The sequence below is a fragment of the Agathobaculum sp. Marseille-P7918 genome (assembly GCF_900625105.1).
Lineage (GTDB): Bacteria > Bacillota > Clostridia > Oscillospirales > Butyricicoccaceae > Agathobaculum.
The window spans coordinates 137,467-153,964 of record NZ_UYYD01000001.1 but is presented as its reverse complement, the minus strand read 5'-3'; the positions used below and the strand labels follow the sequence as shown (position 1 = coordinate 153,964).

The following is a 16,498-nucleotide window of genomic DNA, read 5'->3' as shown; positions in this document are numbered from 1 at the left end:
AAACTCCTTACCGCTTAAAAAGGGGAACAGAAAACATTCTGTTCCCCTTCCCCTTTGTCCTGTTAACCAACAACTTTGGCGCAACGAGCGCACAGGCCAGGATGCTTTGCATCCGTGCCAACCGATTTGGACTGCTTCCAGCAGCGCAGGCACTTTTCGCCTGCCGCGCGGGCAACTGCAATCGTCATACCCGGCAGGTTCTCACTTGCCGTGCCCTCACCAGCACCTTCGACAACCGCGAGCTCGGACACGATGCACAGATCCGCCAAATCCTGACCGCAGCCGTTCAGGAACACGGCCAAATCCGCATCTGCGTAAACCGTCACGCTGGCTTCCAGCGGCTTGCCAATCGTCTTGGCATTGCGCGCACCTTCCAGCGCCTTATTCACATCATCGCGGAACGCCGTCAGCTTGGACCACTTCTCAACGTCCGCATCGCTGAACGCCAGCGTTTCATCTGCTACCGGCATTTCGTTGTATGCCACGTTGCGCACGTCATCCTCCGCCGTATGCGGCATGGACTGCCAGATCTCATCAGCGGTGAAGCAGAGGATCGGGGACAGCATGCGCACTAAAGCGCTGAGAATGCGATAAATCGCGGTCTGTGCAGCGCGGCGGCTCAGCCCGGTCGTTTCGTCGCAATACAGACGATCCTTGATGACATCCAGATAGAAGTTGGACATATCAACAACGCAGAAGTTATGGATCGCATGGAATACCGTATGGAATTCATAGGAATCGTACCCCTCACGAACCTTTGCGACCAGTTCATTGAGGCGCATGAGTGCCCACTTATCCAGCTCCGGCAGATCCGCGTAAGCAACCATATCGGTCTTGGGATCGAAATCAAACAGATTACCCAGGATATACCGCGCCGTATTACGGATCTTGAGGTAGTTCTGGGACAGATGCTTGAGCATGTCCTTGGAAATACGCATATCCTGACGATAATCGGAAGAAGCAACCCACAGGCGCATCACGTCTGCACCATACTGGTTCAGGATATCTTCCGGCGCAATACCGTTGCCAAGCGACTTGGACATCTTCTGACGCTCTTCATCCACGATCATGCCGTGCGTGATGACCGTCTTGTACGGTGCCTTGCCCTGCGTTGCGATCGACGTCAGCATAGAGGACTGGAACCAGCCACGATACTGGTCGTTGCCTTCCAGATAGACATCAACCGGCGTAGACTGATGCTCACGATTCTCAATGACCGCACGCCAAGACGAACCGGAGTCAAACCATACGTCCATGGTGTCAGTTTCCTTATCGAAGTCGCCGCAGCCGCATTCGCACTTGATATCAGCCGGCAGGATCTCGGACGGATCCATATCAAACCAAGCATTCGAACCCTTTTCGCGGAACAGATCGGCTACAATCTTGATCGTCTGCTCGTTGACCAGCGGCTTGCCGCACTTCTTGCAGGTGAAGATCGGGATCGGCACACCCCAAACACGCTGACGGGAAATGCACCAGTCCGAACGCTCGCGGATCATGGAGGTCATGCGCTCCTGACCCCAGCCCGGGATCCACTGGATGCCTTCGCATGCCTTGACCGCATCGTCCTTGAGCGCATCCACAGAGCAGAACCACTGTTCGGTCGTGCGGAAAATGATCGGGTTCTTGCAGCGCCAGCAATGCGGATAGCTATGCACGATTTCTTCGATCGCCAGCAGCGCACCGCAAGCCTTCAGATCTTCCAGAATGATCGGCGTGGTCTTTTCGTAGTACATGTTTGCGTACTTACCGGCATCCTCTGTCGTCATACCCTTGCCGTCAACCGGAACGATGATCGGAATATCATACTTCTGGCAGACAATAAAGTCATCCGCACCAAAGCCAGGCGCTGTATGAACGCAGCCGGTACCGGCATCCAGCGTAACATGGTCGCCGCAGATAACAACGCTGTCACGATCCATAATCGGGTGCTTGGTGCGCATCAGTTCCAGATCCGAGCCAAGCAGCGTGCCCAGCACTTCCCAAGAGTCGATCTTGGCGGCCTGCATCACAGACTCCACCAGTTCCTTGGCGAGCACATAGATATCACCCGACGGAACCTTAACCAGATCATATTCAAAGACCGGATTGACCGAGATCGCAAGGTTGCCCGGCAGGGTCCAGGTCGTCGTGGTCCAAATGACAAAGTAAACATTGTCCAAGCTGCCGGTGATGGCAGAAATCTTGCCGCCCTTATCATCGGTCACATGGAACTTGACATAAATCGAAGAGCAGGGCTCATCCTGATATTCGATCTCCGCCTCAGCCAGCGCCGTTTCATCATGCGGGCACCAGTAAACTGGCTTCATGCCCTTGTAGATGTAGCCCTTCTTGGCCATCTCGCCAAAGATCTCAATCTGCGTTGCCTCATAATCATGCGTCAACGTCAGATACGGACGATCCCAATCGCCCACAACGCCCAAACGCTTGAACTGGCTGCGCTGCGTGTTGACATGGTCATGCGCAAACTCTTCGCACTTGGAACGGAATTCCGCCGTGGAAACCTTGTCGCGGTCCATGCCGTATGCCTTGATCGCCTGACGCTCGATCGGCAGGCCGTGCGTATCCCAGCCCGGAATATAAGGCGCCTGATAGCCCATCATATTGCGGGAACGGACGATGAAATCCTTCAAAATCTTGTTGAGCGCATGCCCCATATGCAGATTGCCGTTTGCATACGGAGGGCCGTCATGCAGAACGAAAAGCGGCTTGCCTTCGTTCTTCTTCATCAGTTCGTGGTACAGATCGTTCTTTTCCCAGTTTTCCAGAAAGCCCGGCTCACGCTTGGGCAGTCCCGCACGCATCGGGAAGTCGGTTTTCGGCAAATTGATCGTGTTATTGTAATCCTGCTGCATTGTGCAGTATTCAGTCCTTTCGCTTGTTACTTTACTTCCTTGGGGTCATAATCGGCGCCGAATTTCAGTTCGCCAAAATCAAACTTGCGCGTGGCGTCCTCAATCGGGGCATCGGCTTTTTCTTCCTGCTTCGGCTGCTGCGCCGGCGCCTGCTGCTCCGCAGGCTGGGCTGCCGGCTTAGCCGGTTCCTGCTGCTGACGCACCAGCTGCTCCGCCTTGGCCAGTTCCACCAAAGCCTTTGCCTGCGCCTGATAAACCGCAGAAACACGCGCAATGAATTCAATCGTATTCTTTTTCGCAGCTTCGAGCTTCTGCTCTTCCAGCTCGATCTCATCGCGCGTATTTTTAACCTTGTTTTCCGTCTCGTCCTTTGCCGCGGAGACGATATCCTGCGCTTCCTTTTTCGCCTTATCGATCGTGTCCTGCGCGATCGTCTGAGCGCTCATCAGTGCGCGGCGCATGCCGTCTTCCACGCCGCGATACTCTTCGATCTTATCCACCAGCACCTTCATTTTCGCTTTCAGAGCAGCGTTTTCCTTCTGCATGGCAGCGAATTCTTCTGCAACGCGCTCCAGGAAGGTATCGACTGATTTCATATCATACCCACCGAAAACCGCCTTTTCAAAGCCGATTTCCTGAATTTCCTGTACCGTCATATGTTTCTCCTCCGTTTTTTTATCTTTTGTCGTCCTTACGGGAAAATGGTCGGGCGCAGCCCGACCACTTATTTTGCCGTATTTTCGACAGGCTTAGAGCATGTATAAAACTTGTTCCAACGCGATCAGAACAAAGAACGCCACCAAAAACGCCAAGTCAAACGGACTGTTTCGCAGCGCATCAATACGGCTGAGCAAACTGCGGAACGGCTGGATCAGCGGCTCGGTAACCAAACACAGAAATTCGTATATTTGTGAACTGCTGCCCTGTGCAAACCAGCTCATGATCGCCCGTGCAAAAAACAGAAATTCCAGAATCCGCAGCAGGCTGCTGACCACATATACCACTATTGTATTCACGGCGCTATGACCTTAAAAATACATTCCGCTGCTTTCCAGTTCATCAATCAAATCCCCCATAATATCGACATTATAGGGCGTAATGATGTATGTGCTGTTCGCAACCTTCTTGATTTTTCCTTCGTTTGCATACGCAACGCCGCTGAGAAAATCAACCAGACGACGCGCCACATCCTTGTTGGTTTGCTCCAGATTGAGCACAACCGTGCGCTTGTCCTTGAGATGATCTGCAATCTCTGCTGCATTTTCAAAGCGGTCCGGCTTGACCAGAACAACCGCAAGCTGTGTCGTTGTATTGATGTTGACTACTTTATTTCCACGACGGGGTGAAGCCGCGTCTGCAGATGCGGTATCATAGGAACGGTCATACGATCTGTCATAAGACCGCTCATACGAGGATGCTGCACTGCTCTTCACCGGTTCTTCACTGCGCTGACGGGGCATTTCTTCTTCGTATTCGTCCTCTACATCCTCGCCCTTAACCCAATCGATAAAGCCTTTGATCGAACCCATGAAAGTTCCTCCTTATGTTTTAGGCGAAACGATCTGATACGGACGCGCACCAAAAATCGCCGTGCCGATGCGAACCATATTCGCACCGCACTCAATCGCCGTTTCGAAATCATTCGTCATTCCCATAGACAAATAATCCATATTTACATTATCGTATTTTTTCGTCAAAATGTCAACAAATACTTGATGCATTTCAGTAAAGTAGCTTGAATTTTTCGATATTTCATCCGCAATGGGTGGAATTGCCATCAAGCCGCGAATATGAAGCGACGGTTTCTCGCTCAACCGTGCAATCGCTTCGTCCAATTCCTCGATCAGCAAGCCGCTTTTAGCGGTTTCTCTGCCGATATTGACTTCCAGAAGGATATCCTGACGGACATTGTGTTTTGCCGCTTCCTTCGCGATGGCCTCGCCCAAATGGACCGAACCGACCGACTGGATGAGCGATACCTTTCCGATCAGGTATTTCACCTTGTTGGTCTGAAGCGTACCAATAAATTGCAGATCCGCACCGTCATATGCGTGCTGCTCATATTTCTCCAGCAGCTCCTGCACCCGGTTTTCTCCGCAAACCTTGATTCCGGCAGAAATTGCAGCGCGAACCCGCTCTGCATCATTCATTTTAGACGCCGCCACCAGAATGATATCTTCCGGCTTTTTTCCTGCGCGCAAAGCGGCCTGCGCTACGCGCTCCTTAACTGACTTAATACGCTCTGTCAGTTCCATGTTTTCTTGCTCCGTCATGTCTTCACCACCATATTGTTTTGCAAATTTTTTCCTCGCACGATAATTTGGTCCTGCTCCACCAGCATGTCCGAATTCGTTGCACTTTGCTCCACTACATAATAGTCATCTGCCTCGTACAGTTTATTGATAATCTTAAACTTGGAGAACGAACCGCTGAGAATGTATACGCCGGTCTCCTGTGTTACCGTACCATCGCTTTCCGTGACTTCCTGCACGCTGACCGCTTCCTTCGGCACGCGCAAGCCGGTGTAAGTTGCAATGATGATTTCGACCGGTTGCTGGCGCATAGAAACCATCTCGCTGTTGAATTCCGTGCCCGCCAAAATGACCAACGCAGAGTCGCTGTTGCGATCCTTCACAATGGAGTAGACGGTAACCGGCGCCTCCAAAGATGCCTGCGTAAAATTCACACGAAGACTCTTCCCCACCGAAAGCCGGGAAGCGTCCTCCTGCGAAATTTCTGCAACCAAATACCAGGTATACCCTTGAATGATCTTGCCCCAGCTGTCTGTGCTGGCAGCCGGCTGGGTCTGTGTCAGCTCCCGAAAACGATCGACTGTTAGGTCATCCAGCGCATCCAATGTAAGGATATCTTCATAACCGTCCACCACTTCGGAAAAATAGCCGGCGGCCGGCGCAGTCAACTGTGTCGTGTGACCGGACAGCTGCGCATTCAGGCTATCTCGTTCTGCTTCCAAGGTATTGCGCTCTTCGGTGATTGCCGCCGTGTCCACGCTATCCGATTCCCGTCGGAGAGAAAGGGTACGCAGCGAATCCGCAGAGGACGACAGTGCACTGCCCGAGCCGGTTTTCGCCTGATCGGCCATCTGCTGCAGCGACAAGATAATCATTTGATCGAGTTTTGCCGCATCCGAGCCGTCCGTCGCGGATTGCAGAGCTGTGTTCAGCAGCGAAATCCGGTTTTCCAGCGGATCCAGCTGCTGACTCAAAGCAAGCGCATCCGCATCCGAATACACAATGGCAAGCGGCGCATTCTGCTGTACCCGTTCACCGCTATATACGATATGTTTGACCGATCCTCCCGTGCTGCCGCTGATCGGAACTTCGTCACGGAAAAACCAACCTTCCGCTTCGATGCTGTCGTTGACAGATACCTGTACCGCAGGAACGGTTTCTGTGGTAACAGAGAATGCACTGATCACTTTTTGTCCCATGTAGACCACAATGACCACAACAATCAGCAAAAAAATGAGGCGGCTGCCGTCAATACGGTTTCTTCTATGTTGTTGTTTGTTTTCGGTTTGCTGCTGCATATAGAACCTCGTATCGAATCATTCTGCTGCACGCTCCTCTCGCGGCGCATGCAGATCTATGCGATTCTGCGGGATCAACGTGGAAATGGCATGTTTGTATATCATTTGCTGTTTGCCATCGCTGTCCAGAATCACAACAAAGCTGTCAAACCCGCGGATAACCCCGCGCATCTGAAACCCATTTGTCAAAAAAACAGTGGTGGTAACTCCTTGCTGGCGCAGCGCGCACAGCATCCGATCCTGCAGATTCATTTCGTTTCGCACAATGACTCCTCCAATATTTTACAATTTATGGTATCATTGTACTCTTTGATTTTGCAGATATTCTGTCGCATCCTGTAAGACGCAAGAGAAGTCCTCTTCTCTATTATAATAAATCCAATGGATGCTGTCATCCCTTTTTAACCATGTTAGTTGTCTTTTTGCATAATTCCGGCTGCGCTGTTTGAGCAATTGCACACAAGAATCCAAAGAATCCGACCCGTCCAAATAGGTCAGCAGCTCCTTGTAGCCAATGGCCTGCGCCGCCGTACTGGACAGAGCGCCCTGGTGCAGCAAACGCCGTGTTTCTTCCAGTAACCCCGCCGAAAGCATCTCATCCACGCGCCGATCAATTCGATCATAAAGCACCTGCCGCTCCGCAGGGCAAACACCGATCTTGACCGCCTGATATTTTGGTTCCGGGCGCTTGTGCATGCGATTGAATTCACCGATCGTCATGCCGGTCTGTTCATATACTTCGAGTGCTCGAATCACTCGTTTGAGATTGTTCGGATGTAGGCGCTGCGCGCTTTCCGGATCCACCTTAGCCAGCAGCGCATGCACCGCTAAATTGCCCTGTGTATCTGCGATTTGCTGATATTTCTGCCGCACCGTCAGATCGGTCTCATCGCCGGAAAACGTGCTGCATTCGATGAGCGCATCCATATACAGCCCTGTGCCGCCAACGACGATCGGCGTCATACCACGCGAAAGGATGTCCTGCGCGGCGGCATCCGCCAATTCCACATATCGGGCCACGGAAAAAGCCTCGTTCGGCTCACAAACATCCAACAAATGGTGCGGCACACCCTGCCGTTCCTCCATGGTCGGCTTTGCCGTACCGATATCCATGCCGCGATAGATCTGCATCGAATCCGCCGATATGATTTCTGTGTGCAGTTGTCTGGCCAGCGCAACCGACAACGCGGTTTTCCCGCTGGCGGTCGGTCCGCAAATGCAGATCAAACGGTTTTCCATTCTGTTCTCCTCATTGATTGACTCGCTTAAACATTTTATCCAGCTCGTATTTGGTCAGCCGTACCGTGGTCGGCCGTCCATGCGGACAAGACCGCACATCGTCGTCCGCCAATACTCGGTCGCACAGATCCTGCAATTCAGTCAGACTGGAGGATTTTCCTGCCTTGATTGCCGCCTTACAGGCAACCGTATGGATCAGATCGTCCAGCCGGTCCGGCACCGCTATGCGGCTGTTCATCAGCTTTTCCGCCAGCTCTCCGATAACGGCCGGGACATCAGCGCTGTCCAGATAGGCCGGCACACTGCGCACCGCAAAGCTGTTTTCCCCGAACGCATCAATCACAAAACCAGCCTGCCGGATTTCCTCCAAACCAGCCTGCACCGCAGCCGCCTCTTCCCCGGTCAGTTCCACGACAACAGGCGTCAGCAATTCCTGCTGCGGCATCTGGGTTTCCTTGCGCAATTTGTTAAACAACAGTCGCTCATGCGCCGCATGCTTATCGATCAGGATCAGGCCGTCCTGATCTTCCGCGATCAAATAGGTCTGGAAGCATTCCCCGATCACCCGCGCACCGCTGTCGATCGGTTCCAGTACCTCGTGTTCCGACACCTGTTCTTCGATCGGTTCTGCCGGACTGCGCGATACAGAAACGTTTTCAGGCACGGCAGACACAGGCTCCTCAACTGCGCGCGGCGAACTTACAAACGAGTGGTCCTGCACGAATTCGGTTGGCCGATCCTGCAAAATGCGCGGTGATGAAAGCACGGTGCCTGTATGTACGGGCTTTTTGGCACGCGGCGGCACAGCAACCAGAAAATCTTCCAGATCCGGCGGATCCAACGTCTTGCCGGAAGATGGGAGGGACGTCGGTTTGGGCACCGCAAAGCGCTGCTGCGTATACACAGGAACACTTTCCTTCGGTTTTTCCTCCGCCGAAGCCTTCTCCTGGTGCGCCAAACGCGGTATATTGTCGTTTGCCGCGATGGCGTTCTTGCAGGCAACATATACCGCTTCAAACACAGGCTTTTCCTGCGAAAATTTGACCTCAGTTTTGGCCGGATGTACATTGACATCCACCGCAGAAAGCGGCATTTCCAGGAATACCGCGCCGGACGGGTATTTCCCCGTGATAATGGCGTTGCGATAGGCTTCCTCCAGCGCCGCTTGCATCAGGCGGCTTTTCACATATCGGCCGTTGACAAAAAAGTGCTGCATGGAGCGGTTGGGCCGCCCGGCGTGCGGCTTGACAATGTATCCGTAAACCGTCATGCCGTTTCGCTCAGAGCGCGGCACTTCGATCATGTTGGCCGTCATTTCTTTGCCGAATACCGCAAACACAGGCGCCATCAGTTTGCCTTTGCCATCGGTGGAAAACACCTGCTTGCCGTCACGGATCAGGCAAAAGGCGATTTCGGGATGCGAAAGCGCTGCATGCTGCACAACGCCTAAAATGTAACCCGCTTCGGTAAAATCTTTCTTCAAAAACTTCATGCGCGCAGGCGTGTTGTAAAACAAATCCCGCACCACGATGGTGGTGCCCTCCGGGCAACCGGCTTCCTCCTGGGTCAGGATCTCCCCCGCTTCCAGGTGCAGATGCAGGCCCGCGATCGCGCCTTTCTGCCTTGTAAACAGATCGATGCGGGTGACCGAAGAAATTGCCGCCAGTGCTTCTCCTCGAAAGCCCAGCGTTCCGATTGCCGCCAGATCCGCCTCCGTGCGCAGCTTACTGGTCGCGTGACGTCGAAACGCCACCGGCGCGTCTTCCGCAGACATGCCGCAGCCGTTATCCGCAATGCGCAGATAAGTGATTCCACCGTTTTCAATTTCCACGGTAATACGGGTCGAACCCGCGTCGATCGCGTTTTCGACCAGCTCTTTTGCAACCGAAGCAGGTCGCTCCACAACCTCGCCGGCTGCAATCAAATCCGCCAGATGCGGAGATAATTCATGGATAACTGCCATTCCAGTGTCCTTTCCACTTGGGATTCTCAGTAAAAAGTATGCCCACAGTCCGGGCAGCGCCGTGTACCGAGCACGGACTGCTTGCCGCATTTGGGACAAGTAACTTTGGACTGCGTCAAATGGCGGTCCTCATCGGTAGGCTGAAACAGCTCGATCCGGCCGCACTGCGGGCAGGACATAATCATCACATCCAGCCCACCGGATATCAGATTCGGCAGATCGCCAAAAATCCAGCTGGTTTTGCCAAGCTGGATCGTGCTGCAAACGATTGGCTCCAGCGGCACGCCGCATTGCAAACAGTTTCGCTCGGTCATATCCATCCGCCTCCCAGCGTCATCAGAGCAGTTTTTTCAGTTCATATAGGGCGTTGAGCGCTTCGATCGGCGTCATGGTATCCACCTGCAGCGCACGCAGACGCTGCGCGACCGCGCTGTCCGCCAGTGTTTCCATCGTGATCTGCGGGCCTTCGTCCTCGGCGTCAGACAGCTCGTGCAGTTCTGGTTTGGGCATCGTTGACTCCAAATCAGCCAGCACAGCTTTAGCTCGCTTGATGACCGCATTGGGAATGCCTGCGAGCTTCGCCACCTCGATGCCGTAGCTGTCATCCGCGCCGCCGCGTACGATCTTGCGCAGGAACGTGATATCGTCGCCGCGCTTTTTGACCGCAATGTTATAATTCTTGACTCCCTTGACCATTTCTTCCAACACGGTCAGCTCGTGATAATGCGTGGCAAACAGCGCGCGCGCACCTACCTTCCGCTTGTCCGCGACGTATTCAATGACCGCGCGGGCAATCGACATACCGTCGTACGTCGAGGTGCCGCGGCCAATCTCGTCCAGAATCAGCAGGCTGGACTTGGTGGCGTGCTTGAGAATGTCCGCAACTTCGCTCATCTCCACCATAAAAGTGGACTGGCCGCTTGCCAGATCATCCGACGCACCTACACGGGTAAACACCCGGTCGGCAACGCCGATATGGGCAGAGGACGCCGGCACAAACGAGCCGATCTGCGCCATGATCGTGATGAGTGCCACTTGCCGCATATAAGTGGACTTACCTGCCATATTGGGACCCGTGATGATCGCCACACGGTTTTCGCCGCTGTCCAAAAGCGTATCATTCGGGATAAACAGGCTGTCCGCCAACATTTTCTCGACAACCGGATGGCGGCCGTCATGAATCTCAATCTTGTCGGAGAAATCAACGACCGGGCAGGTGTAATTATTATCGCATGCAACTTCTGCCAGCGCACACAGAACATCGAGCGCCGCGACCGCCTGTGCAGTTTTCTGCACGCGGTGTACCTGCTCCGCGATCTGATCGCGAACCGATACAAACACCTCGTATTCCAGCGTCGTCAGCCGCTCCTGCGCGCCAAGCACCGTGCTTTCCAGCTGTTTGAGCTCTTCTGTAATGTACCGCTCGCCGTTGGCAAGCGTCTGTTTGCGGATATAGTAATCCGGCACGGCATCCACATTGGATTTGCTGACTTCAATGTAATATCCAAACACACGGTTGTATCCAATTTTCAGCTTGCTAATGCCGGTTTTTTCGCGCTCGGTCTGCTCGATCGCGGCGATTTTGCCTTTACCGCCGGATGCCAGATCGCGCAGATAATCAATTTCCTCGTTATAGCCGGTCCGAATCAAACCGCCTTCGCGCAGCAGAATGGGCGGCTCATCCACAATGGCCAGTTCCACCAGCGCATGGATATCTTCCAGCAAATCCATATTCTGCGTGATCTCCCGTAGCATGGGCTGAGAAAACTGCGCCGCCTGCTCTCGGATTTCCGGCAGGCAGGCGATCGCCGACGAAAGCGCGTGCAGATCACGGCCATTGGCCGTGCCGTAGGTGACGCGCCCGATCAAGCGCTCGATATCAAACACCTTTTTCATGGCGTCGGACAGCGCGGTTCGTGCGATCACATCATCACACAACGCCCCTACCGCCTGCTGGCGGCGAACAATGTGCAGCGGATTATACAGCGGCTTCTCCAGCCACTGGCGAATCAGCCGCGAACCCATCGCGGTTTTGGTGCGGTCGAGCACCCAAAGCAGCGTACCCTTTTTCTCTTTGGTTCGCATGGTCTCGCACAGCTCAAGATTGCGGCGTGCAATCAGATCGAGCTCCATGTACTGTCCCTGATGATAGACCTGCAAATGATTGAGCGCCGCAAGACTTGCCTGCTGGGTCTGTTCCAGATATTCGAGCAATCCGCCCAGACATTGAATCGTCTGCGGCAGATCGGTCAGACCCGCAGCATCGAAATCCTCCACCTGAAAATGCGAGCGGATCCGTTCCGCGGCATGCTGCGTTTCAAAGCTCTCCTCCGCCATGGGCTCGACAAGGGCCTCCAGCCGATCTTTCAAAAACGTCAGAAAAGCTTCTGCAGACGCGGCCACACCGCCGACCAACACCTCGCGCGGGCCAAACCGTCCCAGTTCACTGGCAATATCCTGCCAGTTATCCGAACCGGTCGCCCAGACCTCACCAGTGGTGATATCGGCAAAGCTCACGCCGATGCCGCCCTGCTCCGCGTAAACACAGCCGAGGAAGTTATTGCGTCCCTCGTCCAGCATAGAGGCTTCCACAACCGTGCCGGGCGTGACACGGCGGACGATCTCTCGTTTCACCAGCCCTTTGGCCAGCTTGGGATCTTCCACCTGTTCGCAGATGGCAATTTTATACCCCTTGCGCACCAGCTTTGCAATATATCCTTCCGCACTGTGATACGGCACGCCGCACATGGGCGCGCGTTCTTCCTGTCCGCAGTCACGGCCGGTCAGCGTCAGCTCGAGTTCACGGGAGGCCAGCTTGGCATCCTCATAGAACATTTCATAGAAATCGCCCAGACGATAAAACAGGATATAATCCTTGTTTTTGTTTTTGATTTCAAAATACTGTTTCATCATGGGCGTGAGTTCTGCCATTGATTCTACCTCTTTCTACAATTTCTGCGCAAACAGACAGCGCAGGCTGGTCTTTTCAATCTTTGCTTCGATGAACTGACCAATTTGGATATTCTCACCGCGCACGCATACCAGCAGATTACCCTCCGTGCGCGCAGTAAACGGGTATTCTGGCCCCTTTGCCGTGCCGTCTACCAGCAGGCGAAGCGTTTTCCCCTGATATGCTGCCTGCCGCTCAGCGACGATCTCATCCTGTGCTTTGAGTAGCCGTTCAAAGCGGTCCTGCTTTTCCTGCGAAGTGGCGTTATCCTCGTAGGAAGCTGCCGGCGTCCCGGTACGGGGCGAATACAGGAACGTAAACAGCAGATCAAAACGGACGTCTTTCACCAGACGCAGCGTTTGCTGGAAATCCTCCTCGTTTTCCCCCGGGAAACCGACAATGATATCACTCGACAGCGTAATATCCGGCATTTTTGCCCGTGCATCCGCAATCAACGCGCGGTATTCTTCCGCTGTGTACCGACGGTTCATGCGGCGCAGGATCTCGTCGCTGCCCGACTGGAACGGCAGATGCAGCTGTTTGGCCACCTTGTCACACTCGGCCATCGCGTCAAACAGACGGGGCGACGCGTCCTTCGGGTGGCTGGTCATAAACCGCAGCCAGAAGTCGCCCGGCACGGCATTGAGCCGCCGCAGCAGGTCAGCAAAGTCGATATCCAATCCCAGATCCTTGCCGTAGGAATTGACATTCTGGCCCAGCAGCGTAATCTCCTTATAGCCTGCTGCCACCAGCTCACGCAGCTCTTTTTCAATCTCCTCCGGCCGGCGGCTGCGCTCGCGTCCGCGCACATAGGGCACAATGCAGTAAGTGCAGAAGTTGTTGCAGCCATACATGATTGACAGCCACGCCTTCGGGCCCTGCGCACGCAGCACCGGCAGACCTTCGGCAATATCATCCTCACCGCCGATGTCAAACACCCGTTTTTTCTCGGTCAGCGCCCGATACAGAAGCGACGGAAAACGCCACAGCGCATGCGTTCCAAACAGAAGGCTAACCTGCGGATAACTTTTCTTGATTTTTTCGACGTTTTTCTCCTGCTGCGCCATACAGCCGCACAGCGCAATCACCACGTCGGGACGCTGTTTTTTCAAATGGCTGAGCGCGCCGATATTGCCAAACGCACGGTCCTCCGCGTGCTCACGCACCGCACAGGTATTGAACAGGATAAAATCCGCGTCTTCCGGCTTGTCGGTCATGGTGTATCCCATCTCATGCAGCATGCCGCGGATGCGTTCGGTATCCGCTTCGTTCTGCTGGCAGCCAAAGGTGTGGGTATAAGCGCGCAGCTGTTTACCGCGGATCAGCGCGGCGACTGCGTCGATATAAGTGAACTGACTTTGCAGTTGTTCTTGAGAAACGGTAACAGGCATCTTGTGCCTCCTCTTATCGGAATGGAGTGCCGTCTGCCGTGAACACATTCAGACGGTGATAGGCGCAGAATGGGATTTCAAACTGCGGCAGATATTGGCGAATGGCACGGGTCAGGTATTCCGGGCTCATATTGTTATTGCCGGCAGCCGTCGTCACGACTGCCACGATCTCCCCATCCTGCTCGTTGATGGTCAGATCGCGCATCAGTTCCTTCATATTGACCGTCTTTTCGCCGCGCTTGCTGCGCTTTACGATCTCGACTTTCTGCCGTCCAAACAGTTCGCGCACCGCGGGCAAAAAGCCGGACGGGATTCCGTCCTCAAAGCCCCAGGTAATGCGGTACTGCGACCATGCGATCGCGCCGACCTTCATGCCGCCGTCCTCCAGCGGATAAATCTCGATCGCGCGCAGCCCTTCCGGGAATACATCATTGAGCGCCTCGACCGCGTTTTCCGGCACAGCATCCGCGATGATATTAAAGTCCAAAAACTCACATTCGCCCGAATATCCGGTCGAAAGCGGCAGAGCGACCGACACATACGCATGCTGGTTAAATCCCTCGGTAAACCAGAGCGGCATCTGGCAGCGTGCCATCGCGCGCTGCATGGTATGCATCAAGTCGAGGTGGGAGATATACTTGGCTCTCCCCTCTTTGGCAAACTTCATCCGCGCCTTAAACATGACACTTGCCCCCTTCCAGCAGCGCATTTGCGCCGCAGCCGGCACACTGATGCATGCAGTCGGGCGTGATGGCCGCTTCACGCGAGCGCTCCCATTCCCGCTTCAAATGCTCTTTGCGCGTGCCGCAGCCGATGTGATCCCACGGGAACACTTCATCCAGCGGACGCTGACGGGACGCGTAAAACGCAGGATCAAGACCGCAGTCGGCAAACGCCTGCATCCACTTATCAAAGTCAAAGCACTGGTCCCAACCATCCATCTTGCAGCCGCGCTGCCATGCCAGATAGATCGCTGCGCCCTGACGGCGGTCGCCGCGGGCAATGACCCCCTCCAGCACCGAGGTTTTGGCGTCGTGCCAGTTATACGTCACATTGCGCGTGCGCATGATCTCCTTCATGTGCGCCTGCTTTTCAACAAACTGCTCGAGCGTGTCCTGCGCGTCCCACTGGAACGGGGTCTGCGGCTTGGGCACAAAGCAGGATGCCGACGCCGTGATGCGCACGCCGCGCGCGCGGTTGTTGGTGTTCATGCGCCAGCAGTAGGCCACCTTTTTGCAGATCTCCGCAATGCCGTCCAGATCTTCGGTCGTTTCGGTCGGCAGGCCGATCATGAAATACAGCTTTACATTGTTCCAACCGCCCTGGAACGCGATTTCACACGCGTGCAGCACGTCCTCTTCACGGATATTCTTGTTGATGACGTCGCGCAGGCGCTGCGTGCCCGCTTCGCAGGCAAAGGTCAGACCGCTCTTGCGCGTTTTCTGCACGCGCTGCATCAGTTCGGCGCTGAAGCTGTCTGCACGCAGGCTGGGCAGCGACAGGCTGATGTGACGCGGCTCGCAGTAGTCAAGCATGCACTCGGTCAAGCCGGACAGATCGCCATAGTCGCTGGTGGACAGAGAGGAAAGCGAGATTTCCTCATAGCCCGATTTTTTCAGCACCGCTTTCGCCTGCCGAAGCAGCGTCTCCTTGGATTTGGTGCGCAGCGGACGATAGGTGTGTCCCGCCTGACAGAACCGGCAGCCACGCGGACAGCCGCGAAACAGCTCGATCATCGCGCGGTCGAATACGATGTCGGTAGACGGTACAACAAAGGATTCCGGATAATACATGGTATCCAAATCCTTGACAATGCGCTTTTGTACCATGGCGGGCGCGCCGTGCGTCGGCGTCACTTGATCGATCGTTCCGTCCTCATGATAGCTAACCTCGTAAAGCGACGGCACATACATGCCCTCGATCTGAGCGGCCGCGATCAAAAACTCTTGCTTGCTCCAGTTTTCCCGCTTTGCCTTGCGGTACAGGTCGGTAAACTCGAGCATGATCTCCTCGCCGTCGCCGATCATAAACAGATCGACAAAGTCGCAAAGCGGCTCAGGGTTATACGCGCATGGTCCGCCGCAGGCGACAATGTGCTTGAGCTCCGTGCGGTCCTTCGCCAGCACCGGGACACCGCCGAGATCAAGCATGTTCAGAATATTCGAGAAAGAAAGCTCATATTGCAGGGTAAATGCAATGATATCAAAATCATAGAGCGGGTCGCCGCTTTCCAAACCGTACAGTGGAATGCCGGCGGCGCGCATTTCGGCTTCCATATCGATCCAAGGCGCGCAAACGCGCTCGCACCAGATTCCCTTTTGGTCGTTGAGCAGACCATACAGAATACGGGAACCAAGATGCGACATGGCAACCTCATAGGTATCCGGGAAACAAAAAGCGAAGCGCAAGTCGACTTCTGCCTTATCTTTTGTCACTGAACCCCACTCTCCGCCGACATAGCGCGCCGGCTTCTGCACGCGGGACAGGATCGCTTCCATTTTCTTATGCAAGTCGTTTTCCTCCAAAGCAAAATACAAAGTTATTATAGCA

The 16,498-nt window shown here is 54.4% G+C and carries 14 protein-coding genes; all 14 read right to left on the bottom strand.

The genetic code is table 11. From position 1 onward, the window contains the following. Nucleotides 1–62: 62 nt before the first annotated feature. The 14 genes from ileS to EJL02_RS00605 all read right to left on the bottom strand — a co-directional run bounded on the left by ileS (nt 63) and on the right by EJL02_RS00605 (nt 16,446). Nucleotides 63–2,855 (bottom strand): isoleucine--tRNA ligase, encoded by a 2,793-nt coding sequence (gene ileS, locus EJL02_RS00670; RefSeq protein WP_125114494.1) that lies wholly within the window; start codon nt 2,853–2,855, stop codon nt 63–65. 26 nt (nt 2,856–2,881) lie between these two features. Beyond that, nucleotides 2,882–3,511: a DivIVA domain-containing protein gene (locus EJL02_RS00665; RefSeq protein ID WP_125114493.1), complete on the bottom strand. Its 630-nt coding sequence runs from the start codon at nt 3,509–3,511 to the stop codon at nt 2,882–2,884. Between the two features lie 93 nt (nt 3,512–3,604). Further along, nucleotides 3,605–3,871 (bottom strand): YggT family protein, encoded by a 267-nt coding sequence (locus EJL02_RS00660; RefSeq protein ID WP_125114492.1) that lies wholly within the window; start codon nt 3,869–3,871, stop codon nt 3,605–3,607. A gap of 12 nt (nt 3,872–3,883) precedes the next feature. Beyond that, nucleotides 3,884–4,384 (bottom strand): cell division protein SepF, encoded by a 501-nt coding sequence (locus EJL02_RS00655; RefSeq protein WP_243114368.1) that lies wholly within the window; start codon nt 4,382–4,384, stop codon nt 3,884–3,886. 12 nt (nt 4,385–4,396) lie between these two features. Further along, complete coding sequence (locus tag EJL02_RS00650) at nt 4,397–5,128, bottom strand: YggS family pyridoxal phosphate-dependent enzyme (RefSeq protein WP_243114367.1); 732 nt, start codon at nt 5,126–5,128, stop codon at nt 4,397–4,399. Continuing rightward, nucleotides 5,125–6,405 (bottom strand): HlyD family efflux transporter periplasmic adaptor subunit, encoded by a 1,281-nt coding sequence (locus EJL02_RS00645; protein ID WP_125114491.1) that lies wholly within the window; start codon nt 6,403–6,405, stop codon nt 5,125–5,127. Before EJL02_RS00645 ends, EJL02_RS00650 begins: the two co-directional genes overlap by 4 nt. Before the next feature lie 18 nt (nt 6,406–6,423). Then, a complete protein-coding gene (hfq, locus tag EJL02_RS00640) occupies nt 6,424–6,672 on the bottom strand; it encodes an RNA chaperone Hfq (protein WP_206426942.1) in 249 nt (82 codons plus the stop codon). A 30-nt stretch (nt 6,673–6,702) separates the two neighbouring features. Next, nucleotides 6,703–7,644: a tRNA (adenosine(37)-N6)-dimethylallyltransferase MiaA gene (miaA, locus tag EJL02_RS00635; protein WP_125114489.1), complete on the bottom strand. Its 942-nt coding sequence runs from the start codon at nt 7,642–7,644 to the stop codon at nt 6,703–6,705. A 10-nt stretch (nt 7,645–7,654) separates the two neighbouring features. Next, nucleotides 7,655–9,607 carry a DNA mismatch repair endonuclease MutL gene (mutL, locus tag EJL02_RS00630; RefSeq protein ID WP_164510216.1) on the bottom strand — a complete coding sequence of 651 codons (1,953 nt, stop codon included), beginning with the start codon at nt 9,605–9,607 and terminating at the stop codon, nt 7,655–7,657. 26 nt (nt 9,608–9,633) lie between these two features. Continuing rightward, entirely contained in the window at nt 9,634–9,921 is a 288-nt protein-coding gene (locus tag EJL02_RS00625; protein ID WP_125114487.1) for a hypothetical protein, read from the bottom strand. Between the two features lie 22 nt (nt 9,922–9,943). Continuing rightward, on the bottom strand, nt 9,944–12,538 hold the full coding sequence (gene mutS, locus EJL02_RS00620) for a DNA mismatch repair protein MutS (RefSeq protein WP_125114486.1): 2,595 nt from the start codon (nt 12,536–12,538) through the stop codon (nt 9,944–9,946). Between the two features lie 15 nt (nt 12,539–12,553). Further along, nucleotides 12,554–13,948: a tRNA (N6-isopentenyl adenosine(37)-C2)-methylthiotransferase MiaB gene (gene miaB, locus EJL02_RS00615; protein WP_125114485.1), complete on the bottom strand. Its 1,395-nt coding sequence runs from the start codon at nt 13,946–13,948 to the stop codon at nt 12,554–12,556. Between the two features lie 13 nt (nt 13,949–13,961). After that, nucleotides 13,962–14,630: a TIGR03936 family radical SAM-associated protein gene (locus tag EJL02_RS00610; protein ID WP_164510215.1), complete on the bottom strand. Its 669-nt coding sequence runs from the start codon at nt 14,628–14,630 to the stop codon at nt 13,962–13,964. Continuing rightward, complete coding sequence (locus tag EJL02_RS00605) at nt 14,623–16,446, bottom strand: TIGR03960 family B12-binding radical SAM protein (protein ID WP_206426941.1); 1,824 nt, start codon at nt 16,444–16,446, stop codon at nt 14,623–14,625. Before EJL02_RS00605 ends, EJL02_RS00610 begins: the two co-directional genes overlap by 8 nt. Nucleotides 16,447–16,498 lie beyond the last annotated feature (52 nt).

Excerpts from the sequence above, each read along its gene's own strand:
- ileS (WP_125114494.1), bottom strand. The coding sequence starts at position 2,855 with ATGCAGCAGGATTACAATAACACGATCAATTTGCCGAAAACCGACTTC.
- EJL02_RS00665 (WP_125114493.1), bottom strand. The coding sequence starts at position 3,511 with ATGACGGTACAGGAAATTCAGGAAATCGGCTTTGAAAAGGCGGTTTTC.
- EJL02_RS00655 (WP_243114368.1), bottom strand. The coding sequence starts at position 4,384 with ATGGGTTCGATCAAAGGCTTTATCGATTGGGTTAAGGGCGAGGATGTA.
- EJL02_RS00650 (WP_243114367.1), bottom strand. The coding sequence starts at position 5,128 with ATGACGGAGCAAGAAAACATGGAACTGACAGAGCGTATTAAGTCAGTT.
- EJL02_RS00645 (WP_125114491.1), bottom strand. The coding sequence starts at position 6,405 with ATGCAGCAGCAAACCGAAAACAAACAACAACATAGAAGAAACCGTATT.
- miaA (WP_125114489.1), bottom strand. The coding sequence starts at position 7,644 with ATGGAAAACCGTTTGATCTGCATTTGCGGACCGACCGCCAGCGGGAAA.
- mutL (WP_164510216.1), bottom strand. The coding sequence starts at position 9,607 with ATGGCAGTTATCCATGAATTATCTCCGCATCTGGCGGATTTGATTGCA.
- EJL02_RS00625 (WP_125114487.1), bottom strand. The coding sequence starts at position 9,921 with ATGACCGAGCGAAACTGTTTGCAATGCGGCGTGCCGCTGGAGCCAATC.
- mutS (WP_125114486.1), bottom strand. The coding sequence starts at position 12,538 with ATGGCAGAACTCACGCCCATGATGAAACAGTATTTTGAAATCAAAAAC.
- miaB (WP_125114485.1), bottom strand. The coding sequence starts at position 13,948 with ATGCCTGTTACCGTTTCTCAAGAACAACTGCAAAGTCAGTTCACTTAT.
- EJL02_RS00610 (WP_164510215.1), bottom strand. The coding sequence starts at position 14,630 with ATGTTTAAGGCGCGGATGAAGTTTGCCAAAGAGGGGAGAGCCAAGTAT.
- EJL02_RS00605 (WP_206426941.1), bottom strand. The coding sequence starts at position 16,446 with ATGGAAGCGATCCTGTCCCGCGTGCAGAAGCCGGCGCGCTATGTCGGC.